The following is a 22802-nucleotide window of genomic DNA, read 5'->3' on the forward strand; positions in this document are numbered from 1 at the left end:
CGGAACGGGTCGCTTTTCGCGCTCGGCGACCCAGCCCCGCCATGCAGGTTTCCGAGGGCGACCTCTCCGTTCGCGTTCCCGAACAGCCCGACGCGGGCGTCGGCGAGGGCGTCTTCTTCAACCCCGACCAGGAGCTCAACCGGGATCTCACCGTCGCCGTGCTTCGAACGGTTCGCGACCGCGACGGCCGCGAGTCGTACCTCGATGCCCACGCCGCGACCGGGGTGCGGGGCGTGCGCGCGGCGAACGAGGGGTTCGACGCGACGCTGTGTGATCGCGATTCCGACGCGACCGAGCTCTGCCGGACGAACCTCGATCGGAACGGCCTCGACGGCACGGTCGAAACCAGGAACGCGAACGCGCTCCTGCACGAGCAGCATTTCGATATCGTGGATCTCGACCCGTTCGGCACGCCGATCCCCTTTGCCGACGCCGCCTTTCGGGGCGCGCGCCACTTCGTCTGCGTCACCGCGACCGACACCGCGCCGCTGTGTGGCGCACACAGAGAGAGCGGGATCCGGTCGTACAGCGCCGTCCCGCAGAACACCGAGTACCACGCCGAGATGGGGCTTCGGGTCCTGCTGGGCGCGCTCGTCAGGACCGCTGCGCGGTACGACGTCGCCGCCACCCCCGTGCTGAGTCACGCCACGAGCCACTACGTTCGGACGTATCTCTCGCTCTCGCGCCGGGCGAGCGACGCGAACGACGCGCTCGGCTCGGTGGGGTACGTCCACCACTGCTTCTCGTGTCGCCACCGCGAGTCCCAGAGCGGACTGATCGCGCGCCCGCCGGACGAATGTCCGGCCTGTGGCGCGAACGTACGAACCGCAGGTCCGCTCTGGCTCGCCAGGCCGCACGACGGCGTGTTCGTGGGTGACGTTCGCGACCGACTCACCGACGAGCTGGGCACCGCCGACCGCGCCCGCGACCTCCTCACGACGCTCGACGGGGAGCTCGATACGCCGACCCACTACGACCAGCACCGACTCTGTCGACAGTGGGGGCGCTCCGCGCGCGCGATGGACGAGTTCCTCGACCGGCTTCGCGGGGCGGGCTTTGCGGCCTCGCGGACCCACTACGGCGGAACGACGTTCAAGACCGACGCCACGGCCGCCGAGATCGAGATTGCGACCGACCCGGGAAGCGGCTCTGCCTGATCCGACCCCGGCTTCGGCGAGCGGTTCGAACGCAGCCCGAAGGTGAACTACTTGACGGCGGGGGCTGAACCGAGCGGCGTGCAGGTCGGCAAGCGCGTCCGTGGACGGGTCGAGAACCTCGGTCCGGTGGCACGGACGGTCGTCGCGGTGGCCCGCGAGGAACAGATCACGCTGCTCGCGGCGAGCCTCGCGTACTACCTGTTCCTCGCGCTCGTCCCGCTCGTACTCTTCACCGTGATCGGGCTCTCGCTGTTCGGCAACGGCCTTCTCTCGCAGGCGAGTACGGCGGCGTCGGGGACGGTGCTCCCGCGCGGGACGTCGGCACCCCGGCAGCTCCTCACCCAGACCAGCGGCCGGATCCGGGCCGCGGCGCTCGGAGCCGTCATCCTCGGGTGGAGCGGCCTCCGGATGTTCGGTGCGCTCGACGGGGCGTTCGCGGCGGTCTACGACGAACGTGAGGCGGTCTCACTCACCGGGAAACTGATCGACGCGATCCTCGTGCTCGTGTCGGTGACGGTCGCGGCCGCGGCGCTCGCGGGAGTCAGCCTCGCGGTTGCGGTCGTCGTGGGGGACAACTCCGTACTGCGGTTCGTGAGCCCGCTCCTCCTGTTCGCCACGCTGGTCGGGGCCTTCCTCCCGATGTTCTACGTTCTGCCCGAGGTCGACGGCGTCTCGGTCCGTGAGGTCCTCCCGGGAGCGCTGTTCGCCGCGCTCGCGTGGACGGTCTCGGGCGTGGTCGTCCGGCTGTACGCCACCGCGTCGAGCAGCGTCGCCCTCTATGGGGCCATCGGCGGCCTGTTGCTCGTGCTCACGTGGCTGTACGTCGGCGGGCTCGCGCTGCTCGTGGGGGCGGCGCTCAACGCGAGCCTGGCGGGGCGGGTCGATCCCGACGCCGGGTGGCTGCCGACCCGCTGACTCGACCCGCCTGGACGCGCCGAACGACACGGGCTCCCGCCGATTATATATACGCCTCGGTCGAAGGCGCGGTCGTGAGTACAAGTACGCGCGCGACTTCCTTCGGCCGGGCGTTCGTCGGGGAGGTCCAGGAAAAGGAGATCACGTTCATCGCGGCGAGCATCGCGTACTACGCGTTCGTCTCGCTGATTCCCCTGCTGTTGCTCCTGCTCGTCACGCTCTCGGTCGTCGTCGATCCCTCGACGGCCCAGGAGGTCGTGAACAGCGCGACGAGTTCGCTACCGGCGAGCGCACAGGACCTCGTGAGCGGTGCGATCGACGGCCAGAGCGGGGCCGGGGGCGCGACGGCCGTCAGCTTCGTCGCGCTGCTCTGGAGCGCGCTCAAACTCTTCCGTGGACTGGACACCGCGTTCTCGCGGGTGTACGGCCGCGAATCCGGCAGCATCGTGACCCAGGTCAAAAACGGCGTCATCACGCTGGCCGCGATAGTCCTCGGCGCGATCGCCGCGGTTGGGATCGCCGCCGCGGCGTCGTTCTGGCCGGTCGAGGTCGAGTTCGCCGGCGTCTCCGCGGCGGCGATCGTCGGGACGCTTGCAACGTTGCTCGCGCTCACGATCGTCCTGCTGCCGCTCTATTACTTCCTTCCCGGACACGACGTAGCGGTACGCGAGGCGATACCGGGGGCAGTGTTGGCTGCCGTCGGACTCACCGTGCTTCAGGTCGTCTTCCGGATCTACGCGGCGCGGGCCGGTGCGTTCGAGGCTTACGGGGTCCTCGGCGGGGTGTTGTTGCTGGTGACGGTGCTGTATTTCGCCGGGATGGTCCTCCTGCTCGGGGTGCTGTTGAACGCACTCCTCGCCGGTCGCGTCGCCGGCCGTGAGACACAGACCGAAGGTGGTCTCGCGGCGCGGTTGCGCTCGGGAGGTGGCTCATGAGCCGCGAGGACACCGAGACCGACGATGTCGGCGATCCGGTCCGGGAGGACGAGGGCCTCGGCGAGCGAATCGACGACGACCGCACCGAGACCGCGACTGTCGAGGACGTCGAGACGCTGCGGGCCGACGTGGTGGCGTTCGCCGACGAGGTCGAAGAGCGGATCGTCAAGCGCGACGCGCTCGAAAGCGATCTCAGACAGTACGTCCGCAAGCGCCAGCGCCGCGGCCACGCGCGCGGCTGGGGGCCGTATCTCGTCCTCCTCTACGGCACCGCGATGACGATCGGCGCGTTCGCCCTGCTGAACGGCGGCTGGGCGATCCTCGCGATGCTCGTTGTCTGGCTCTCGACGCTCGGCCTCTACGTGTTGATGGTGCTCGTCGGCCTCGCCGGGGCCGCACTCGGCCTCCCGGGGCGGCTCCGTGATCTGGTCGGTCGCATCCGATCGTAGCGACGCCGCGAGCGTTCGCTGGCGATTCTCACGGCGATCGACGAAAATCGAGGACGAAGCCGCGTTCAGAACGTTTCGAGGTAGCGGTCTTTCTCCCACTCGCTGACCGACACCCGGTAGTCGGTGACCTCCTCGCGTTTGGCCGCGACGAACGTGTCGGCGACGTGGTCACCGAGCGCGCTCGTGACGACCTCGTCGGCTTCGAGCGCGTCGAGCGACCCGGCGAGCGTCGTCGGCAGCGTGTCGATCCCGTACTCTGCACGGCGCTCCTCGTCGAACTCGTAGATGTTCTCGCGAACGGGATCGGGGGCGTCGAGTTCGCGCTCGATCCCGTCGAGCCCGGCGGTGATCATCGCCGCGATCGCGAGATACGGGTTGCACGAGGGATCGGGCGAGCGGAGTTCGATCCGGGAGGCCGCCGGGGTGCGCGCGGCGGGTTTGCGGACCAGTGCCGAGCGGTTCCTGTCCGACCACGCCACGTAGACGGGAGCCTCGTACCCTGGCACCAGGCGCTTGTAGCTGTTGATCGTCGGGTTGCAGACCGCGGTGACGGCGGGCGCGTGATCGAGGATGCCCGCGACGAACTGTTTGGCGGTGTCGGAGAGGTCGAACTCGTCGTCCCCGTCGTGGAAGGCGTTCTCGCCCCCGTCAAAGAGCGAGAGGTGAGTGTGCATCCCCGAACCGTTGATCCGCGCGATCGGCTTGGGCATGAACGTCGCGTGGAGATCGTGCTGGGCCGCGATCGCCCGCACCACCGATCGGAACGTCGCGACGTTGTCCGCGGTCGTGAGCGCGTCGTCGTACGTGAAGTTGATCTCGTGTTGGCCCTGGGCGACCTCGTGGTGGGAGGCCTCGATCTCGAAGCCCATCTCCTCCAGCCCGTAGATGATGTCCCGGCGGACGTCCGAGGCGAGGTCCTTCGGCGCGAGGTCGAAGTAGCCGCCGGCGTCGTTGGTCTTCGTCGTCGCACGGCCCTCCTCGTCGTGCTCGAACAGGAAGAACTCGGGTTCGGGCGCGGCGTTGACCTCGTAGCCCAGCTCCGCAGCGCGATCGAGCGCGTCCTTGAGCACCCCACGCGGGTCGCCGGCGAACGGCTCGCCGGTCGAGGTGTTCATGACGTCGCAGATCAGCCGCGCGCTCGCGGTGCCGTCGTCGCGGTCGCGCCACGGCAGGACGGCGAACGTCGTCGGATCGGGCTTGAGCCGCATGTCCGACTCCTGGATCCGGACGAACCCCTCGATCGAGGAGCCGTCGAAGTAGATCCCCTCGGTGAACGCCTTCTCCGCCTGGGAGGCGGGAACGGAGACGTTCTTGACCGTGCCGAGGATGTCGGTGAACTGGAGCCGGAGGAAGTCGACGTTGTGCTCGTCGATCCGTTCGAGAACCCGCTGTGCGTCGGTCGAGAGACCGCCGTCGGGTGGAGTTTCGTTTGTCATGCTTCGTGCCTACTCGGTGGGAGACCCCGGGCTACAAAAACACTACCCTTCGTCGCAAATATTGAATGCGGGACAGGAACTGGATATTCGTAAAGTTTTACTCCCCGGAATCAGTACGGGAGTGTGATGACGTACGAAAACCTCGATACGGAACTCGTCAACGCGCTGCTGGGCGACGGTCGTGCCAGCCTCCGGAGCCTCGCCGACGACCTCGACGTCTCGGTGACGACGGTCTCGAATCACCTCGCGGATCTCGAAGACGAGGGCGTCATCCGGGGGTACTCGCCCACGGTGGACTACAACGCGCTCGGCTACGACGTCACCGCCGTGATCCAGCTCAAGGTCGACGGCAGCGCGCTGCCCGACATCACCGATCGGCTCCGCGAGCACGACCAGATGATCTCGGTGTACGAGGTCACCGGCGATCACGACATCGTTGCGATCGGGAAGTTCGAGGACACCGACGACATGAACGACGCGATCAAGACGCTGCTCGCCGACGCCGACATCCGCGAATCGAACACCAACGTCGTGCTCAACACCGTGAGCGAGCACGAACAGTTCGAACTCGACATCGAGGATTAGACCGCCGCGAGCGCGACCCCGAGGTTCAGTCCGGTGACACCGGCCCCGAGGGCGATCAGGCCCAGAAAGAAGCATCGCCAGCCCGGAACCGTCCTGATGAACCGTTCGCCGGCGAGCGCGAGGACGCCCGCGAGCACCGCCGCGGCGAGTTTGACGCCGAGTGCGAGCGTCGGCGTCGGGAGCAACGCTCGGACGAGCGGGTTCGATTCGAACTCCACGCCAACGAGCGCCGCGGCCACGAGCGTCGAGACGCCATCGAACACCCCCCACGCGATCACCACGCCGACGACCAGCTCGGCGTAGTCGACCTCGCGTTCGGCCCACGGTGAACGGCTCTCCACACGGAAAGCGAAGGGCTACACACGGAAGTGGTCGCCGACTAGATGCGTAAAAATTCGGTGTCGTTTGGGCGGTGCGATGCGGCGCGGATGCGGTCGCGGAGCGGGCCTGGTGGATGAAGGGCGAGGCCCGCGAAGCGCTGCTCGCGAGTCGTTCCTCCCCGCTCGCTATTCGAGACGCTTCACTTCGTTCGCGCCTCGCAGCCGAGGGCTTCCGTGGTGCGGTTGCAGAGCGGTCGCGGTCTTTTTCCCCAAGTTTTTGCCGAGCGAGCGCGCGAAGCGCGCGAGCGAGGGAAAAAGTGGGCTTACATCATGCCGCCCATGCCACCCATCCCGCCCATGCCACCCATGCCGCCGGGTGCGCCACCGGGACCGCCGGGGCCGCCCGCCTCCTCGCCACCCTCGGTGGTGAGGTCGCCGGCCGAGATGATGTCGTCGATCTTGAGCACGAGGTTCGCGGCCTCAGTAGCGCTCGCCAGGGCCTGCTCCTTGGCGTGGGCCGGCTCGACGACGCCGGCCTCGTAGGTGTCCTCGACGTCGCCGTCGTAGACGTTCAGACCCGCGTGCTCGTCACCGGACTCGTGGGCCGAGCGGAGGTCGACGAGGGTGTCGATCGGATCGAGGCCCGCGTTCTCCGAGAGGACGCGGGGGACGAGTTCGAGCGAGTCGGCGAACGCCTCGACCGCGAGCTGCTCGCGCCCGCTCACGGAGTCGGCGTACTCGCGGAGCCGGGAGGCGAGTTCGACCTCGATCGCGCCGCCGCCGGCGAGCACACGCCCGTCGGAGACGGTCTGAGCGACGACCTCCAGCGCGTCCGTGATGCCGCGTTCGAGCTCGTCGACCACGTGGTCGGTCGAGCCCCGGAGGAGGATCGTGACGCCGTGGGAGTCATCGCCCTCGACGTAGAACAGGCCCCCTTCCTCGTCGCGCGTCACCGAGCCGGTGCCGAGGTCGTCGGCACGCGCGCTGTTCAGGTCCGAGACGATGTTCGCCCCGAGGACTTCCTTCAGGAACTCGATGTCGGATTTCTTCGCCCGGCGCACGGCCAGGATGCCCTCCTTCGCGAGGTAGTGCTGGGCGAGGTCGTCGATGCCCTTCTGGCAGAACACGACATCAGCGCCGGTTTCCTTGATCTGCTCGACCTTGGCCTTCAGCTGCTCGTCCTCCTGGTCGAGGAACTGCTGGAGCTGGTCGGGATCCGAGAGGCTGACCTGCGAATCGACGTTCGCCTCCTCGACCTCGACGGCCTCGCTCAGCAGGAGCACCGAGGCGTCCTCGACCTCGGTCGGCATGTTGTCGTGAACCGGGTCCTTGCTGATGACTGCGCCGTCGAGGAGCGTCGAGTCGCTCGCGGACTGGCCGGTCTGGGTCTCGATGTTGACGTACTCGAGGTCCACGACGTTCTCGCCGGTCTCGGTCTCGACGGTCACGTTTTGAACCGCGTCGACGATGAGGTTCGCGAGCTGCTCCTTGTTCGACTCGGCTCCCTTGCCGGTCATCGAGGTCTCGGCGACCTTGCGGACCCGCTCGGTGTCGTCGGCGTCGATCTGCTCGGCGAGGTCGTCGATCTCCGCGCGGGCGTGGTCGCTCGCCATCTGGAGGCCCTTGATGATCGCCGTCGGGTGGATGTCCTGTTCGAGGAGCCCCTCGGCGTTCTTGAGGAGTTCGCCCGCGACCGCGACCGCCGTCGTGGTGCCGTCGCCCGCCTCGTCCTCCTGGGTCTCGGCGACCTCGACGATCATCTCCGCCGTGGGGTTGTTGATGTCCATCTCGGTCAGGATGGTGACGCCGTCGTTCGTCACCGTGACGTCGCCCATCGAGGAGACGAGCATCTTGTCCATCCCCTTCGGCCCGAGTGTCGATCGAACCGAGTCCGATACTGCGCGTGCCGCGTTGATGTTGTGGGACTGAGCGTCCTCGTCCTGGACGCGCTGGGAGTCGTCGCCCATGATGATCATGGGTTGGCCCTGCATTCGCTGACTCATGATTCACCGACCGATTGAATGTGCTTCTATAAAAAACTATCCATTGCTGCCGAAGCGATGTCGAGGATGCTCACGAACCGAGAGTACGCAAACCACCCGACGATGTGCTCACGAACGACGAATCATGCAGGGTGTTATCGATGACTGTGATGCGAGCTACGACAGCGGCGACTGTAATTTATATACATCGACGGCCTTCCTCGGACGAATGCCGTACCCGAACAGTCCGGACAAGCACGATTGGGAGGCGCTGATCACGCCGCGGGCGAGCCTCGAGTACTTCCACGACGAGCCGGATCCGGTACCGAAATCGCTCGTCCTGTGTTTCCACGACGGACTTCTCGACCACGTTGCCGAGAGCTACGCCGTCACCGAGTTCGAGACGTGGGATACGGGATACGCACTCGACACCACCGATGGGCGGGTCGGGATCGTTCGCGTGCCTGGCGTCGGCGCGCCGGTGACCGCCCTGGTGATGGAGAAGTTGATCACCCGCGGAACCGAGCGGTTCCTCGCGCTCGGACACGTCGGCAGCCTCCAGCCGGACGTCGAACTCGGCGATCTTGTGATCGTGGACCGCGCGCTGCGCGACGAAGGGACCTCCCATCACTACCTCGATGCCGGGACGTACGTCGACGCGACACCCGCGCTGTGTGACCAACTCGAAGCTGCACTCGATGCAGTCGACGAAACCCACCACACTGGCCCGACGTGGACCACGGACGCGATCTACCGGGAGACGATCCCAGAGATCGAGCGCTACCGTGAGGACGGGATCATCACGGTGGACATGGAGGCCGCGGCGGTGTTCGCGATCGCGGAGCGTCGCGGTGTCGATGCGGGCGCGCTGTTCACCATCAGCGATCACCTCGACCCGTCGGGCTGGGAGCCACGGTTCACGGAGACGGGCGAGCACCTCGAACGTGCGTTCGCGCGGGCCGTCGCGGCGCTCACAGGGTGACTCACTCGACTGGTTCCTTCCAGTGGACTGTGACTGTGCCGATCACGAAGTCGTCGCCCGTGCTAGCGTCGCGGACGAACCGAAGCGTGTTGGTGCCCTCCACGAGGTCCGCGCCGGTGATCGGGTCCATCCAGTACTGCCAGCCGTCGGCGGGCGGGATATCGAAGCCCGTGAGCGCGTCGCCATTGACGAGGATTTCGTGGTCGTATGCCGAGATGTCGAAGACCTGGAGTTCGAGGTACGGGTCGACGACCGGCTCGGTGGGGACGGTGAACTCGAACTCGCTCGAACGGTGGTTGCCGACGAACTCCGCCCACGACACGTCGAGTCCGTCGGCGCTATCGCCGAGGTATTCCTGGACGGTGAGGAGCGCGTAGTTCGCACGGGTGGGCTGATTCATCGTGTGCGTTCTCGCCTGCCGGGGACCTAAACCCGCCGCCTCCACTCGGGATGGGACGTCATCGAATTCTGATCTATCACCGAAACGTCTCCCGTGCACGCCCGATATAGCTGTTGTTCGCCCAGCTACGGACCTCGCTCATCCGTCGAGTAGCGTTGCTGCATCGACTTCGGTGAGCACGCCGTTCCGGACGAACACCGCCAGCAGCTTCGGCGTCGTCACCAGACGAGTGTCGATCAGCGACGCGTGGACCAGGCCGAGTTGATTGAACTCGTCGCACAGGAACATCGCCGCATCCGTGTCGTTCGCGAGCGTGACCGCAGCGTTCCCCCCGTCGTCGAGCGGGAAGTCCGCATCGAGGTCGCTTTGCCGGACGTCGAGCTCGTCGCGACGGTCGAGCACCGCTTCCGCGGCCTGGCTCTGTGCGTCCGCGTACGACGCGACGTCTTCGAGTTCGTTCACGACTTCTCTCGGGACGAGAACCTCGTACTCGCGGTAGAGACAGTCGAGCGGCGACGGATCGTGCTCGGCGGCGGTCCCGAGGCTGACGAGGGCCGACGTATCGGCGACGACACACGCCATCTATAGGTCGGCCAACTCCTCGGTGAGCGAATCGTCGAGTTGGCGCTTTAGCACCCGGAAGTTCGCCGCCTCTTCGGGACCGACGAGCGCCTTCAACTGCTCGAAGGTGATCTCGTCGTCGTAGTACGCGCCCGCAATTTCCTGGGTCAGCCGGTCGTCGTGGGCGGCGTCCCGAAGGTACTCCCGCAGCGCGTCGGTCAGCACGTCGGTGCGGTCGGTCCCGAGGACCGTCGCCAGCGCATCCGCGCGCTCGATGAGCTTCTCGGAGGCGCGGAACTGGACGCGGCGTTTGTCGCTGCTCATCTTCATCTATCTTCAGGTGTGAGCTCGCAAAACTCTTGTGTACAATGTGAGCCAAGAAGTCTCCTCTTTCCATCTTACCGATGAGTAGAGGAACTATTCACAGCGAATTTCGGATATGGAAAAGCACTTTTACGAGATAGATCGAGATTGATTGGTAGTTCTCTATTTCACCATCGGATATGTCTGTTTCAATCGAATGTGCTTCTGCGTTCGATGGTTTTCTGATCGAATTTAGCTCTCTAATGAAGTTATCGTCAACCTCGCCAGAATAGTGTTCGAAATCAGACTGTAACTCTTTGAAATTCTCTATGAGCTCATAAAAACTATGGAATTCTGATGAATCAGGGTCGTAGTATATCTCGATTCTATCCGTGCCATATTTTCTCCGTAACACATCAATTAGGAGATTCTCAATCAGTTTTCTCGTCAATATGAGCGTAGCATCGTTTATACCAAGCTGATAGCAGGTGTTTATCCTCTCTATGAGACCTGGGTAGAACGTTCCTGCAACGTTGTCGATGTCGAGAAACGGTTCTGAGTGGGTTGGAACTTGTGGGTGAGCGATCGTATCTGAATCGTGTTTTAGTGCTTCTAGTGCTGGATATTCTCGAAGCTCTTCTGCATCGGTGCCACCAGTTGAAGAGTACACTCGGCGCATTATTCCAAGTGCGAGTTTTTGATTTTCCTGATGAACCTCTCGAATAAAGATTCGGGTTGATCTGTGTCGCTCTTCGCTTTTTATCCTCCACCTACTCATCAATCGATTGCTTTTTGCGATTTCAAGGACACCGAACTCTGCTGCTATTGATTCCCATCTTCTGTAGTCGATTTGCTCGTTCACACAGAATCGAGCAAACTGTGCGAACAGAGCCTGCTGTTGGTCCGGTATCATCGTTGGTTACAAGACCTCACTGGATAGTAATGAATTGTACTACATAGATACATACACAAGTGTAGCATCCGCGAGCGACCGTAGGGAGCGAGCGGGCCAAGGAACCCCCGGAGGGGGTGACGCAGGCTTTTGATCCACATTTTGCCAGCGAAGGAGCGAGCGGTAGCGAGCGACTGAGCGCAGCAAAAGGTGGTAGCATGGGCCGGCGCGAATTCGAATCGCGGTTACGGCCACCCGAAGGCCGAAGGATACCAAGCTACCCCACCGGCCCGCGGCCGAAACCACGAGCAGGAGCGTGTTAACCCTTCCGTCTCAGCGTGGTCTCGACTCGTAGCAGCTACTCGATGGCGAAGTAGCGATCCCAGTGACGACGACAGCCAGGGTTGAACGCGCCGTCACACTGCGGGCAGCGATGATCGCTGTCGAGATACGCCGCGATCGAGAATTGCGCGCCACAGCGCCCACAGACCACGGCCCGTTCGTCGAAGCGTGCCTGCGGCCACCGGCTCGTCTCGTGATCGGCGAGCGCCCCGTGGCACTCGATGCAGGGGTAGAACGTCTCACAGCACGGCAGCGCGATGGCCACGACGTCGCGATCGGTCCGGTAGTGCCGACAGCGCGTTTCGGCGTCGACCCCGACGCCACGGATCGGCACGTCGAGTGCATGATCGTCGGTCGCGGTGCGATCGTCCGCGTCGGACCGGTCGTCTCCATCGATCTGGTCGACCATCAGTACCGGGTGTACCCCGCGGTGTCGAGCCAGTTGTGCGCGACCGTGATGGCGTGATCCGCATGAAGCCGCTCGGGGCCGAGACGCACCCGAGCATCCGCAACCTCGGCCAGCAGCTCGGCCTCGTGGCCGGTGAAATCGCGGTGGTCCGACAGCACGAACGCTGGATTCTCCGGTGGGTCGATCTCTCCGACGGGATCGCCGTCCTCGTGGAGCGCGACGATGGTGCTCTCCTCGGCGACCTCCTCCAAGATCGGCTCGAACCCGCGTCGCGAGAGGAAGACGCCCGGCGAACTCTCGACTTCCATGTGGCCGATGGCCTCCTCGCGCGAATCGAGCGCGTTCCGGACCAGCGCGGCCGTCGAGCGCTCGTCGGGGTTCAGCCGGCGGAGTTCGCTGCCCTCGAAGCGCACCGCGAACTCGTCGGCGAGCACGAGCCACACCCGAACGTCCTCGCGGAGATCGTGCGAGAGGAAGAACGCCGAGTTCACACACCGACAGCACACGTCGAGCCGCCCCGCACCACCGGCGAGGTCGTCGAGCGAGAACTCGGCGGTCGTGGGGGCCTCGTGACCCGAGACGACGAACTGGCGCATACGCTGCATCGCGGGCGGGAACGAATAGCCCCGTCGATCACCACGTCGGGCCTTCGTTCACCACGTCAGTCCCTCGTAGGTGAGCCCCTCGCGCGGCTCGACGATCCGCCGGCCGTCGATCACTACTCGACTACTCATCTCGTCGAACGCGCCGTCGAGCGCCGCGAACTCGTCCCAGTCGGTGACCACGAGCGCACCGTCAGCTCCCCGAAGCGCGTCGGCCGCCGAGCCGGTGTACTCGATATCGGGGTATTTCTCGGCCATCGCGCTGGCGGCGACCGGATCGTAGGCCGCCACGTCCGCACCGCGTTCGAGCAGCCCGGCGATGATCGGCGTCGCGCGCGACCCGCGGATGTCGTCGGTGCCGGGCTTGAACGCCAGCCCGAGCACTGCGATCCGCTTGCCTGCGGGATCGACGTGGCGTTCGAGCAGTTCGAGCATCCGCTCGGGCTGGCGATCGTTGACGTCGACGATCGCGTCGAGCAGCGTCGGCTCGTAGCCCACCGAGCGCGCGGCGGCCCGGAGCGCGTCGGTGTCCTTCGGGAAGCACGACCCACCCCAGCCAACGCCCGATCGGAGGAACCGTTCGCCGATCCGGTCGTCGAGCCCGATCGCGTCGGCGACCTCGTAGGAGTCGACGCCGAACTCCTTGCAGACGTTGCCGAGCTCGTTGATGAGGCTGATCTTCCCCGCGAGGAAGACGTTGTTCGCGTACTTCACCATCGCGGCCTCGCGCCGGCCGGTCTCGACGATCGGCACCTCACTCTCGTTTGCAGCGACCAGCGGCTCGTACACACCGTGGAGTCGTTCGAGTGCTCGACTGTCCTTGTCTTCAGTGCCGAACACGAGCTTGTCGGGTTCGAGGAAGTCCGTAACTGCCGATCCCTGGCTCTGGAACTCGGGGTTGACCGCGACGCCGAACGCCTCGCCCGCGCGCTCCCCCGAGGCGTCTTCGAGGACCGGGACGAGGCGTTCCTCGACCATCCCCGGGATCACGGTGCTCTTGACCACGACGAGGTGGTAGCCCTCGGTCGCCGCGAGTTCCTCGCCGATGTCGCGCATGCCCGCCTCGACCACGGAGAGGTCGATGCTGCCGTCCTCGCGGGTGGGTGTCTGAAGCGCGACGAACGTGACGTCGGTCTCGCGGAGGGCGGCGTGGTCGGTCGTCGCGCGGAGCCGGTCGCCCGAGTGCGTCGCAACGCGCTCGTCGAGCCCCGGCTCGTGGATCGGCGTCTCGCCGGCGTTCAGGGCATCGACGATCCTCTCGTCGATGTCGATCGCGACCACACGGTGTCCGAGGTCGGCGAGACAGGCCGCGACGCTCGTGCCGACGTAGCCGCTGCCAACGACGCTGATCTCCATGCTGGCCCGTTCACCACCTCCGTCCTTGAGCGTTCGGATGGCGACGGCTCGCGCGCGGTGGCCGGTCGAAACGCGGCGACAGGACCGATGAACAGGCTTTTGCGATCCGGCGCAGGACGAGGGGACATGAAAGCCGTCGTGATCGCCGCTGGCGAGGGGACTCGCCTCCGGCCGCTCACCGAGGACAAGCCGAAGGGAATGGTCGAGATCGACGGGAAACCCATTCTCACGCACTGCTTCGAGTATCTCACCGATCTCGGTGCGGACGAGCTCATCGTCGTCGTCGGCTACAAGAAGGAGGTCATCGTCAGCCACTACGACGACGAGTTCGAGGGCGTGCCGATCACCTACACCCACCAGCGCGAGCCGAAGGGGATCGCCCACGCCCTGCTCACCGCCGAGGAGCACATCGACGACGACTTCATGCTGATGCTCGGCGACAACATCTTCGCGGCGAACCTCGCGGACGTCGTGGACCGCCAGCGCGAGGACCGCGCCGACGCCGCCTTCCTCGTCGAGGAGGTCCCGATGGAGGAAGCCGACCGGTACGGCGTCTGTGACACCAACGACTACGGCGAGGTCACCGACATCGTGGAAAAGCCCGACGATCCGCCGACGAACCTCGTGCTCACGGGCTTTTACACGTTCACGCCCGCCATCTTCCACGCCTGCCATCTCGTCCAGCCCTCCGGTCGCGGCGAGTACGAGGTCTCCGACGCGATCGACCTCCTGCTCCGCTCGGGCCGCACGATCGACGCCGTCAAAATGGACGGCTGGCGGATCGACGTCGGCTACCCCGAGGACAGGGACGAAGCCGAACGACGGCTCCAGGAACAGCGTGGCGAGGCCAGTGCGGAGACGGACGCCGAGTCCGGAACCGAGACGGCGGACGCAAGTTCGAACGAGTAACGAGCCAGCAGGACTACGCGGTACGGAGCCGTTCGCGGATCGTCTCCTCGACGGTGTGCTCGGCCGACCAGCCGAGGTCGCGCTTCGTTCTGCTGGTGTCGACCGGGAACGAGTCGACGAGCGTCTCGCCCGACCGGGGGTTTTCGATGATCTCGATGTCGGCATCGATGTCGCGCTCCTCGGCCGCCACGTCGGCGACCAGCTCGGCGATCTCCTGGACGCTCGGGTCCTCGTCGCTCGCGAGCTCGTACTTCTCGACGCCGGTGTCGCCGCGATCGAGCGCTTCGACCAGCGCCTCGGCGCTCTCGACGTAGGCGCGTGCGACGTCCTCGACGTGGACGTAGTTGCGCGACTGGGTGCCCGGCTCGTACACCGTGAGCGTCCCGCCCGAGAGCGCACGATCGAGGAAGAAGTTCGTGACCGTGCCCTTCGAGATCCGCTCGCCGTCGATCGTGTGATCGCCGTAGAGGTTGGCGATCATGAACTGGTGGGCCGGGAACGCTCCCTCCGAGAAGGTCTCGATCGCGCGCTCGTTCAGCAGCTTGGTCCGGCCGTACCAGTTGAGCGGGTCCCGTGGGTGGTCGACCGTGATCGGGAACTCCCGTGGGTCGCCGATGACGCCCATGCTGAACGGGAAGATCAATCCAGCCTCGTGCTTCCGGCAGAACCACGCCACGTTCTCGGTCCCGTGGACGTTGACCTCGTAGGCGAGGTCCGGGTGATCCGCACAGTCGTCGACGCCGCTGAGTGCGGCGAGATGCATCACGATGTCCGCCCCGGCGAGCGCGTCTTCGAGCCGCCCGCGGTCGCGGATGTCGACGTGTTCAACCGCGACGTCGCCGACCCCGCGAACGTCGCCGAGATAGAAGTTGTCGAACGCCCTGATCGTCCATCCCGGGTGGGCCGCCTGGAGCTGTTTGACGACGCAGCTCCCGATGTACCCCGCCGCGCCGGTGATCGCGACGGTCGTCGTCTCGGCGCTCTCGCCGTCGGCCTCGGTGTCGGTCGCGCTCATCCCCTGAACCTCCGTGCGAGCTCGCGGACGCCCTCGCGGAGCGTGTACTCGGGTTCGAAGCCGGTCTCACGGAGTCGGTCGAAGTTCACGTGATAGGAGGGGCCGGGGTGTTCGTCCTCTAAGTATGTCACGTCCACCGTCTCGATCTCCTCGCTGATGAGTGTAGCGACGTCCCGGATCCGATAGTTCTCGTCGTTCGCCCCCACGTTGTAGACGGGTTTCGGCCACGCGTCCGGCCGGAGCACGGCATCGCGGTAGGCCCGCGCGGCGTCGTCGACGTGGACGAACGGCCGCCAGTTCGAGCCGTCGCCGTACACGGTGAGTGGCCGGCCGGTGAGCGCCCGGAAGACGAACTGGTTGACGACGAGGTTGAACCGGATGCCCGGCGCGTCGCCGTACACCGTGCTCAGCCGGATCGCGGTCCCGTCCATGTCGTATTCGGCCACGTACTCACGGAGCAGTTTCTCGGACTCGTACTTGGTCTCGGCGTAGGGGTTGATCGGGTCGGGCTCGATCCCCTCGTCGATGTCGGTGCTCGTCGCCCGGCCGTAGATGTTACACGAGGAGGCCACGACGACGCGATCGACGCCGATCTTCCCGGCCGCGGTGAGCACGTTCCGCGTGCCCTCCAGATTGGTCGCGTAGGTCTCCTCGCGCCGGTCGTGGGTGCTGTCCGCGCCGGTGATCGCCGCGAGGTGGACGATCCCGTCGACGTCCCGCACCGCGCTCTCGACGTCGCCGTACTCCCGGACGTCGCCCCCCCGGAAGTCGACGTCCCCGACGCAGCCCAGCAGGTTCCGCGGCGAGCCCGTCGAGAGATCGTCGAGCACGACGACCCGATCCACCCGGTCGTCCTCGCACAAGAGGGGCACCAGCGCGCTCCCGATGTACCCACACCCGCCGGTGACGAGGAGGTCCATCAGTCCTCCCGGTCTTCGAGCACGTCCGGCAGGAAGCGGTCCTCGTGGGCCGTGATGACGTCTGCCTGCTCGGTCATGGCTTCGAGCACCTCGTCCATCCCGGTCTCGAAGTCGACCGACCCGCCGCCGATCAGGTCGTCGTACTTCTCGCGCTCGATCTCCATCTCGTGGGTCTCGTCCTCCTCGCGCGGGTTCTCGACGTGCTCGACCGCGACGTCGAGATCGTATTCGGCCCCGACGTCGGCGATGGTTTCGGCGATCTCGACGATGCTGATCGCGCGCGTCGTCTGGTTGTACACGGTGTGGGCCGCGGGTCGGTCGTCGGGATCACACAGCGCCAGCCGCGCGAGCCCCTCGACTGCATCTTCGAGGCTCACGAACGGCTTTCGCTGCTCGCCTTTCCCATAGACCGTCAGCGGGTAGCCCGCGACCGCCTGGGCCGCGAAGCGGTGAGCGACGACCCCGAAGTAGTAATCGAAGTCCAAACGAGTGCCCAGCCGGTCGTCCGCCCGGGTCTCGTCGGTGCCCGCCCCGTAGACGATCGCGGTTCGGACGTCGCTGATCGGGAGGTCGAACTGGGTGTTCGCGAGCCGGAGGTTCGCCGCGTCGTGGGCCTTGGTGAGGTGATACCACGAGCCCGCCATCGCGGGGAAGGGAACCTCGTCGCGCTCGCCGTCGTTCTCCATCGTCGCCCCACCTTCCGGGATGGGGAACTCGGGCGCGCCGTACACGCCCGTGGTGGTGGTCTCGACGAAGTGGGTGTCGGAGAGCCCCGCCTCGTGGAGTCCCCACACGAGGTTCCGGGTCGCCTGCATGTTGTTGTGCTGGGTCTCGTTCGCGTGCTCGCCGTTGATCTGGGAGTACGGCGCGGAGGGCTGGGCCGCGGTGTGGATCACCGCCGCGGGCTCGTGGACCGCGAGCAGCCGATCGACGAACGGCCGATCCGTGAGGTCGCCCTCGACGAACGAGAGGTTCGAGAGGCCCTGCTCCTCGGCGGCCGCGAGGCGCTCCTCGATCGACGCGACCGGCGTGGCGCTTCTCGCCCCGACCGACGCGACCCACTCGCGCCTGGCGAGGTTGTCCACGCCGAGCACGCGCTGGTCGGTCCGCTTCGCGATCCTGAGGGCGGTCGGCCACCCGACGTAGCCGTCGGCCCCGGTGACGATGATCGACATAGTTACTCGATCAGCGAGTAACTCGCCCACGATCAAAACACTTTCCCTCCATCCGCGTCGCTACTGGCGGCCGAACCGTTCGGAGGAAAACGGATCGAAACCGATCCATGGGCCGTCTACTCGACGGTGACGCTCTTCGCGAGATTGCGGGGTTTGTCGATCGACCGGCCGAGCTGGGCTGCGGTGTGGTAGGCGAACAGCTGGAGCTGGACGTTGGCGAGCACCGCGGCGGTCCGGGGGTGGGTCTCGGGGATCGGGAGGACGTGATCGGCGTAGCGCTCGATGTCGGACTGACCGTCGGTGACGGCGATCACGGAGGCGTTCCGGGCCTCGACCTCCTTCACGTTGCCGACCGTCTTTCGGGCGAGTTCGCCGTCGCCGGTGGCGATCGCGATCACAGGGGTGTTCTCCGTGACCAGCGCGAGCGGACCGTGTTTGAGCTCGCCCGCCGCGAACCCCTCGGCGTGGCGGTAGGTGATCTCCTTCAGCTTGAGCGCGCCTTCGAGCGCCACCGGGTAGTTGAGCCCCCGGCCGATGAAGAAGTACCCCTCCGCGTCGAGGTACTCCGTCGCGACGGCGGCCGCGGTCGAGTCGTCAATCACGGCTTGCACCTCGCTTGGGAGGTCCCGGAGCGCGCCCAAAGCGTCTCGATCGCCGCCGTTCGCGGTGGCGAGCGCGAACAGGTTGAGCGCCGCGAGCTGGCTCGCGAACGTCTTCGAGGCCGCGACGCCGATCTCCGGGCCCGCCCGGATGTAGATGACGTGATCGCACTCCCGGGAGACCGTCGAGCCGACCACGTTGGTGAGTGCGAGCGTGCGTGCGCCCCGACCCTTTGCCTCCCGGAGCGCGCTCAGGGTGTCCGCGGTCTCGCCGCTTTGCGTGACGCCGACCACGAGCGCGTCGCCCGCCGGCGGCGGCGAGGTGACGTACTCGCTCGCGAGGAACGCCTGGGCGGGGATGCCGGCGTCCTGGAACAGCCGCGCGCCGTAGAGCGCGGCGTGATACGAGGTGCCACACGCCACGAACTGGACCGCGGTCGGTCGAGGCGGCTCGTCGAGCTCGTCGAGTTCGACGGTGCCGCCGAGCTCGTCGACCCGGCCCCGGAGACACTGTCGGAGCGCCCGGGGCTGCTCGTGGATCTCCTTCAGCATGTAGTGGTCGTAGCCGCTCTTTCCCGTCTCTTCTGCGTCCCACTCGACGGTGTGAACTGACTTGTCGACCGGTTCGCCCGCGAGCGTCGTCACGGTCCAGCCGTCGTCGTCGATCCGGGCGATCTCGCCGTCGTCGAGGTAGATCACGCGGTCGGTGAACTCCCGGAAGGCAGGCACGTCGCTCGCGAGGTAGGTCGCGCCGTCGTCGACGCCGAGCACGAGCGGCGAATCCGCTCGGGCACAGTAGACCGCGTCGCCGCCGGCGAACACCGCGGCGATCGCGTAGCTCCCCTCGATCCGCTCCATCGCCGCGCGGAACGCGTCTTCGGGGCTGGCCCCGTCGGCGAGCGCCGACTCGATCAGGTGGGGGACGACCTCGGTATCGGTGTCGCTTTCGAACTCGTGGCCCGCCGCGATCAGCTCGTCCTTGATCGTCTGGAAGTTCTCGATGATCCCGTTGTGGATCACTGCCACTTGTCCCTCGCAGTCGGCGTGGGGGTGGGAGTTGCGGTCGCTCGGCGGGCCGTGCGTGCTCCAGCGGGTGTGACCGATTCCGACCGGGCCACCGAGATCGATCCCCTCGAGCGCCGCTTCGAGGTTCTCGAGTTCGCCCTCGCGTTTCTCGATGTCCACAGTCCCGTTGGCGAGCGCGACACCCGCCGAGTCGTACCCCCGATATTCGAGCTTCGAGAGGCCGTGCATCAGGACATCGAGCGTCTCGTCGGGTCGACCGACACAGCCGACGATCCCACACATCAGCCGAGCACCTCCGCGTCGGCCTCGATCCGACCGCTCGCACGGACCCCGGTGTAGAGCCGTGCGCCCGGCCCGACGAGCGTGCCCGGCGCGAGCGTGACCGCCCCGCCCGCGTGGACCCGATCGGCGACCACCGCCCCGAGCGCCTGCTCCTCGTACACCTGGGTGTCGATCCGCACGTCGGCCGGCCCGCCGGGGACCGTGTTCGCCGCACCCAGGGTGACGTCCTGGCCCGCCACGCAGTCGAGGACCGTGCTCCCGGGACCGATCCGGGTGTCGGTGTCGAGCACGCTCCGCTCGACGGTGGCGTTCGCCTCGACGGTGACGTTCCGGCCGAGCGCGACGTCCGGGCCGACCACCGCACCGGGGCCCACCTCGCAGTCCGGTCCCACCACCACGGGAGCCTGGAGCGTCGCGTCCTCGTGAACGAGTGCGCTGTCGTCGACCCAGACGCCCTGTTCGCGCGCGGGCTCGTCGACACGGCCGCGTGCGAGGATCTCCCGGGTAACAGTCAAGAGGTCCCACGGGTAGGTGGCGTGTGGCGAGAGGCCGTCGATCCGAACCCCGCGGACGGCCTCGCCGTCGTCGATCAGCCGCGCGAGCGTGTCGGGCACCCGGAGCTCGCCGTCCCGACGCTCGGTCGCCTCGATCGACTCGAAGATCTCGGTCCGGAAGGCGTAGACGCCCGCGTTGATCAGGCGGTAGTCGTCGGTGTCGGGCTTCTCCACGATCTCCTCGATCCGGCCCTCGTGGAGCGCGACCGCACCGTAGTGGCGGGCGTCGCGGTGTTCGAGCACGCCGAGCGTCGCTGCGGCGTCGGGGTGGGCCTCGAACTCCCCGATCACGTCCGCGACGAGGCCGGATTCGATCACCCGATCGCCGTTCACCACGAGGAACGGCTCGTCGACCGCGGACCGGGCTTCGAGCAGCGCGTGGCCGCTGCCGAGCTGTTTCTCCTGGACGACGTACTGGAGGGGCCGATCCCGGTAGGTCGGGCCGAAGTACTCCTGTACGCGGTCGCGCTTGTAGCCGATCACGACCGCGATCCGCTCGATCCCGGCGTCGATCAGCGCGTCGAAGACGTACTCCAGCATCGGCCTGTTCGCTGCGGGGAGCATCGGCTTCGGGCGGTTGTGTGTCAGAGGTCGCAGCCGGTTCCCCTCCCCGGCAGCGAGGACGACGGCTGTACGGAGGCTCATTGGTCGAACATCTACGGCGAATGATTTCAACCTAGCGGTAGCGCAGAGCCTCCTTTCACAAGGAGCGAACGGAGTGATGTGAGCAAGCCCACACGGACAACCGTGACGCGAGTCCGTTCGAGTGCCTGAACTGCGGCTACATGCTCGATGCCGACTACAACGCGGCAAAGAACATCGCGATGAAGTACGCGAAGAAACTCCGCCGGTCGCACACGTCGTCCGACGGAGGGGTATCCGTAGACATACCCTTGAACAGTGGATCGCTGACGGTCGAAGGCTCGACCACGGTTGTGGTCGGCTAAGACGACCCAAGATCACGCTGAAAAGCCCCCAACCTCAAGCGCGAGGGCGTGCTTGAGCGAGAGCGGGGTTGTCTATCGTTCTGCATGCTATCTTCGCCCCCGATAGACGTCGATGGAACTTCTCGCCACGATTCAATGATGGGACGACTCGACGGCGACGCTTTTACGTGCCGCCCGGGAACTCCCGGCGATACGTGTCGCTCCAGAGCGTCGTGAAGCGTCTCCGGCGCGCGCTTCGACCGGGCGGGAGCCTCGCGGAGCGTGCGGTCACCGGTGGGGTCTGGGTCGCGCTCACCAACGTCGCCGACCGCGCGCTCCAGCTCGGGATGGTCCTCCTCGTCGCGCGACTGATCGGCCCCGACGCCTACGGTGTGATGGCGTTCGCGCTGATCGTGATGAGCGCGCTGACGAAGCTTTCCAGACTCGGGATCGACGCCGCGCTGATCCAGCGCGAGGAATCGGACGTCGACGCCTATCTCGACACGGCGTGGGTGATGCAGAACGCCCGGAGCCTCCTCGTTGCCGGGATCCTGTTCACCATCGCGCCGGTGGCGGCAGGGTTTTTCGACGAGCCACAGCTCACGAACGTTCTCCGCGTGCTCGCGCTCTCGCCGGTGCTCTCGGGACTTCAGAACCCCGCACTGCTGTATCTCAAGAAGGATCTCCGGTTCGACAAGCAGTTCGTCTACACCCTCTCGGGCACCGTCTTCTACGTGACGGTGGCGGTCGGCTACGCGCTCGCCACGCGGTCGGTGTGGGCGCTCGTCTTCGGGCTGGTCGCGAGCGACGCCGCACGACTGATCGTCTCGTACCTGCTCGTCGACTACCGGCCGTGGCCCCGGTTCGATCTCGATCACGCGCGCGAACTGTTCGGGTACGGACGGTGGATCTTCGCCTCGGGGATCGTCCTCTTTCTCATCATGGAGGGCGACGACGCCTTCGTCGGGTGGTATCTCGGCGGGGCCGTCCTCGCGTTCTACCAGCTCGCCTACCGGGTCTCGAACGCACCCGCGACCGAGGTCACCCAGACCATTTCGAGCGTGGTCTTCCCGACCTACGCGAAACTCCAGAGCGAGGACCGACGCCTCCGTGACGGTTTCTTCAAAACCGTCCAGCTCACCACGTTCGTCTCCTTCCCCGTCGCGGTCGGCATCGCCGCGATCGCGCCCACGTTCGTCGACGCCTTCCTCACCGAGGAATGGGGGCCGATGGTCCCGATGATCCAGCTGCTCGCGGCGTGGGGACTCCTCCGCTCGCTCGGCGCGACCACCGGCCCGCTGTTTCAGGCCGTAGGTCGGCCCGACTTCGCCACCAAGATCCAGTTCGGGAAGCTCCTCGTCATCGCGGCGTTCATCTACCCTGCAACGGCGGAGTACGGCGCGGTCGGGACCGCACTCGTGATCGTCGGCAACTCGCTGCTGTTCTCCGAACCGGTGTCGTCGTACCTCGCGGTCCGGGTGGTCGAGGGCAGCTACGTCGAACTCCTCTGGTTGCTCGCGTACCCCGCGCTCGCGAGCGCCGTCATGGGCGGCGCGGTCCTCGCCCTGCGAGAGTCTCTCGTGGTTGGGTCGGCCGTACTCGAACTCGTCGTTCTGGTCGTTGCGGGCGTCGCGGTGTACACCGCCCTCGTGCTCGGTCTCGAACGCTACTCGGGCTACGACAGCGTCAGCCTCTGTCGTCGGATGGTCGAAACCGTCGTCTCCTGATCCCGTCGCCCTGACCGATCGGCCGTCGTCGAGCCACCGATAG

The 22802-nt window shown here is 66.3% G+C and carries 22 protein-coding genes, 1 tRNA gene and 2 pseudogenes; 9 read left to right on the plus strand and 16 right to left on the minus strand.

The genetic code is table 11. From position 1 onward, the window contains the following. The first annotated feature begins 41 nt into the window (after positions 1-41). The 4 genes from TX76_RS09305 to TX76_RS09320 all read left to right on the plus strand — a co-directional run bounded on the left by TX76_RS09305 (position 42) and on the right by TX76_RS09320 (position 3456). Positions 42-1157 carry a tRNA (guanine(26)-N(2))-dimethyltransferase gene (locus TX76_RS09305; protein ID WP_049901933.1) on the plus strand — a complete coding sequence of 372 codons (1116 nt, stop codon included), beginning with the start codon at positions 42-44 and terminating at the stop codon, positions 1155-1157. A 78-nt stretch (positions 1158-1235) separates the two neighbouring features. Next, entirely contained in the window at positions 1236-2072 is an 837-nt protein-coding gene (locus TX76_RS09310) for a YihY/virulence factor BrkB family protein (protein ID WP_049901935.1), read from the plus strand. 74 nt (positions 2073-2146) lie between these two features. Then, complete coding sequence (locus TX76_RS09315; protein WP_049901938.1) at positions 2147-3007, plus strand: YihY/virulence factor BrkB family protein; 861 nt, start codon at positions 2147-2149, stop codon at positions 3005-3007. Beyond that, positions 3004-3456 (plus strand): ribonuclease BN, encoded by a 453-nt coding sequence (locus TX76_RS09320; RefSeq protein WP_049901941.1) that lies wholly within the window; start codon positions 3004-3006, stop codon positions 3454-3456. The genes TX76_RS09315 and TX76_RS09320 overlap by 4 nt, the downstream gene beginning before the upstream one ends. Before the next feature lie 65 nt (positions 3457-3521). On the opposite strand, the gene glnA is transcribed toward TX76_RS09320, so the two are convergent. Next, positions 3522-4892, minus strand: a complete 1371-nt coding sequence (gene glnA, locus TX76_RS09325) for a type I glutamate--ammonia ligase (protein ID WP_049901943.1) — start codon at positions 4890-4892, stop codon at positions 3522-3524. Positions 4893-5018: 126 nt separating this feature from the next. Here glnA and lrp point away from each other — a divergent pair, with 126 nt between their 5' ends. Then, on the plus strand, positions 5019-5477 hold the full coding sequence (gene lrp, locus TX76_RS09330) for an HTH-type transcriptional regulator Lrp (protein ID WP_049901946.1): 459 nt from the start codon (positions 5019-5021) through the stop codon (positions 5475-5477). On the opposite strand, the gene TX76_RS09335 is transcribed toward lrp, so the two are convergent. Both TX76_RS09335 and thsB read right to left on the minus strand, forming a co-directional pair. Then, positions 5474-5818 (minus strand): hypothetical protein, encoded by a 345-nt coding sequence (locus TX76_RS09335; RefSeq protein WP_049901949.1) that lies wholly within the window; start codon positions 5816-5818, stop codon positions 5474-5476. The genes lrp and TX76_RS09335 overlap by 4 nt on opposite strands. A gap of 302 nt (positions 5819-6120) precedes the next feature. Next, complete coding sequence (gene thsB / locus TX76_RS09340; protein WP_049902204.1) at positions 6121-7788, minus strand: thermosome subunit beta; 1668 nt, start codon at positions 7786-7788, stop codon at positions 6121-6123. Positions 7789-7924: 136 nt separating this feature from the next. On the opposite strand from thsB, the gene TX76_RS09345 reads away from it, so the two are divergent. After that, positions 7925-8761, plus strand: a complete 837-nt coding sequence (locus TX76_RS09345) for a nucleoside phosphorylase (RefSeq protein ID WP_228842348.1) — start codon at positions 7925-7927, stop codon at positions 8759-8761. Position 8762: 1 nt separating this feature from the next. Here the strand turns inward: TX76_RS09345 and TX76_RS09350 are convergent, their stop codons facing one another. The 8 genes and pseudogenes from TX76_RS09350 to aglM form a co-directional block, all read right to left on the minus strand. After that, positions 8763-9161 carry a DUF7383 domain-containing protein gene (locus tag TX76_RS09350; protein WP_049901954.1) on the minus strand — a complete coding sequence of 133 codons (399 nt, stop codon included), beginning with the start codon at positions 9159-9161 and terminating at the stop codon, positions 8763-8765. Positions 9162-9237: 76 nt separating this feature from the next. Beyond that, positions 9238-9743 (minus strand): annotated as a pseudogene (locus TX76_RS09355) (hypothetical protein). Then, positions 9744-10046 carry a hypothetical protein gene (locus TX76_RS09360; protein ID WP_049902205.1) on the minus strand — a complete coding sequence of 101 codons (303 nt, stop codon included), beginning with the start codon at positions 10044-10046 and terminating at the stop codon, positions 9744-9746. Positions 10047-10143: 97 nt separating this feature from the next. Then, positions 10144-10887, minus strand: a complete 744-nt coding sequence (locus TX76_RS17590; protein WP_154019044.1) for a hypothetical protein — start codon at positions 10885-10887, stop codon at positions 10144-10146. Positions 10888-11136: 249 nt separating this feature from the next. Beyond that, positions 11137-11209: transfer RNA gene (locus TX76_RS09365), tRNA-Pro, on the minus strand. Positions 11210-11275: 66 nt separating this feature from the next. Then, the gene (locus TX76_RS09370; RefSeq protein WP_079890795.1) at positions 11276-11668 is read right to left on the minus strand and encodes a CHY zinc finger protein; all 393 of its coding nucleotides are present in this window, start codon (positions 11666-11668) and stop codon (positions 11276-11278) included. Beyond that, positions 11668-12264, minus strand: a complete 597-nt coding sequence (gene trmY, locus TX76_RS09375; protein WP_049901957.1) for a tRNA (pseudouridine(54)-N(1))-methyltransferase TrmY — start codon at positions 12262-12264, stop codon at positions 11668-11670. Before trmY ends, TX76_RS09370 begins: the two co-directional genes overlap by 1 nt. 57 nt (positions 12265-12321) lie before the next feature. Next, positions 12322-13626: a UDP-glucose 6-dehydrogenase AglM gene (gene aglM, locus TX76_RS09380; protein WP_049901960.1), complete on the minus strand. Its 1305-nt coding sequence runs from the start codon at positions 13624-13626 to the stop codon at positions 12322-12324. Positions 13627-13752: 126 nt separating this feature from the next. Here aglM and aglF point away from each other — a divergent pair, with 126 nt between their 5' ends. Continuing rightward, the gene (gene aglF, locus TX76_RS09385; RefSeq protein WP_049901963.1) at positions 13753-14535 is read left to right on the plus strand and encodes a UTP--glucose-1-phosphate uridylyltransferase AglF; all 783 of its coding nucleotides are present in this window, start codon (positions 13753-13755) and stop codon (positions 14533-14535) included. A 13-nt stretch (positions 14536-14548) separates the two neighbouring features. Here aglF and TX76_RS09390 read toward each other — a convergent pair whose 3' ends face one another. The 5 genes from TX76_RS09390 to TX76_RS09410 all read right to left on the minus strand — a co-directional run bounded on the left by TX76_RS09390 (position 14549) and on the right by TX76_RS09410 (position 20751). Beyond that, the gene (locus TX76_RS09390) at positions 14549-15550 is read right to left on the minus strand and encodes an NAD-dependent epimerase/dehydratase family protein (RefSeq protein ID WP_049901966.1); all 1002 of its coding nucleotides are present in this window, start codon (positions 15548-15550) and stop codon (positions 14549-14551) included. Further along, positions 15547-16470, minus strand: coding sequence for an NAD-dependent epimerase/dehydratase family protein (locus TX76_RS09395; protein ID WP_049901969.1), 924 nt, complete (start codon positions 16468-16470; stop codon positions 15547-15549). The genes TX76_RS09390 and TX76_RS09395 overlap by 4 nt, the downstream gene beginning before the upstream one ends. After that, the gene (locus TX76_RS09400; RefSeq protein WP_049901971.1) at positions 16470-17645 is read right to left on the minus strand and encodes an NAD-dependent epimerase/dehydratase family protein; all 1176 of its coding nucleotides are present in this window, start codon (positions 17643-17645) and stop codon (positions 16470-16472) included. The genes TX76_RS09395 and TX76_RS09400 overlap by 1 nt, the downstream gene beginning before the upstream one ends. A 116-nt stretch (positions 17646-17761) precedes the next feature. Then, complete coding sequence (gene glmS / locus TX76_RS09405; protein WP_049901973.1) at positions 17762-19552, minus strand: glutamine--fructose-6-phosphate transaminase (isomerizing); 1791 nt, start codon at positions 19550-19552, stop codon at positions 17762-17764. Further along, on the minus strand, positions 19552-20751 hold the full coding sequence (locus TX76_RS09410; RefSeq protein WP_049901974.1) for a sugar phosphate nucleotidyltransferase: 1200 nt from the start codon (positions 20749-20751) through the stop codon (positions 19552-19554). Before TX76_RS09410 ends, glmS begins: the two co-directional genes overlap by 1 nt. A 98-nt stretch (positions 20752-20849) precedes the next feature. Here TX76_RS09410 and TX76_RS17595 point away from each other — a divergent pair. Together TX76_RS17595 and TX76_RS09415 are read left to right on the plus strand one after the other, a co-directional pair. Continuing rightward, positions 20850-21053 (plus strand): annotated as a pseudogene (locus tag TX76_RS17595) (zinc ribbon domain-containing protein); the annotation flags it as partial. Between the two features lie 194 nt (positions 21054-21247). After that, the gene (locus TX76_RS09415; RefSeq protein ID WP_049901975.1) at positions 21248-22759 is read left to right on the plus strand and encodes a lipopolysaccharide biosynthesis protein; all 1512 of its coding nucleotides are present in this window, start codon (positions 21248-21250) and stop codon (positions 22757-22759) included. The last annotated feature ends 43 nt before the right edge of the window (positions 22760-22802 follow it).

Origin of the sequence: Halococcus agarilyticus (genome assembly GCF_000334895.1) — an archaeon.
GTDB lineage: Archaea > Halobacteriota > Halobacteria > Halobacteriales > Halococcaceae > Halococcus > Halococcus agarilyticus.

Bases quoted from the DNA above. Each gene is read 5' to 3' on its own strand.
- TX76_RS09345 (WP_228842348.1), top strand. From the start codon at position 7,925: ATGCAGGGTGTTATCGATGACTGTGATGCGAGCTACGACAGCGGCGAC.
- TX76_RS09305 (WP_049901933.1), top strand. From the start codon at position 42: ATGCAGGTTTCCGAGGGCGACCTCTCCGTTCGCGTTCCCGAACAGCCC.
- TX76_RS09410 (WP_049901974.1), bottom strand. From the start codon at position 20,751: ATGAGCCTCCGTACAGCCGTCGTCCTCGCTGCCGGGGAGGGGAACCGG.
- TX76_RS09400 (WP_049901971.1), bottom strand. From the start codon at position 17,645: ATGTCGATCATCGTCACCGGGGCCGACGGCTACGTCGGGTGGCCGACC.
- thsB (WP_049902204.1), bottom strand. From the start codon at position 7,788: ATGCAGGGCCAACCCATGATCATCATGGGCGACGACTCCCAGCGCGTC.
- TX76_RS09395 (WP_049901969.1), bottom strand. From the start codon at position 16,470: ATGGACCTCCTCGTCACCGGCGGGTGTGGGTACATCGGGAGCGCGCTG.
- TX76_RS09350 (WP_049901954.1), bottom strand. From the start codon at position 9,161: ATGAATCAGCCCACCCGTGCGAACTACGCGCTCCTCACCGTCCAGGAA.
- glmS (WP_049901973.1), bottom strand. From the start codon at position 19,552: ATGTGTGGGATCGTCGGCTGTGTCGGTCGACCCGACGAGACGCTCGAT.
- trmY (WP_049901957.1), bottom strand. From the start codon at position 12,264: ATGCGCCAGTTCGTCGTCTCGGGTCACGAGGCCCCCACGACCGCCGAG.
- TX76_RS09390 (WP_049901966.1), bottom strand. From the start codon at position 15,550: ATGAGCGCGACCGACACCGAGGCCGACGGCGAGAGCGCCGAGACGACG.
- glnA (WP_049901943.1), bottom strand. From the start codon at position 4,892: ATGACAAACGAAACTCCACCCGACGGCGGTCTCTCGACCGACGCACAG.
- aglF (WP_049901963.1), top strand. From the start codon at position 13,753: ATGAAAGCCGTCGTGATCGCCGCTGGCGAGGGGACTCGCCTCCGGCCG.
- TX76_RS09360 (WP_049902205.1), bottom strand. From the start codon at position 10,046: ATGAGCAGCGACAAACGCCGCGTCCAGTTCCGCGCCTCCGAGAAGCTC.
- TX76_RS09320 (WP_049901941.1), top strand. From the start codon at position 3,004: ATGAGCCGCGAGGACACCGAGACCGACGATGTCGGCGATCCGGTCCGG.
- aglM (WP_049901960.1), bottom strand. From the start codon at position 13,626: ATGGAGATCAGCGTCGTTGGCAGCGGCTACGTCGGCACGAGCGTCGCG.
- lrp (WP_049901946.1), top strand. From the start codon at position 5,019: ATGACGTACGAAAACCTCGATACGGAACTCGTCAACGCGCTGCTGGGC.
- TX76_RS09370 (WP_079890795.1), bottom strand. From the start codon at position 11,668: ATGGTCGACCAGATCGATGGAGACGACCGGTCCGACGCGGACGATCGC.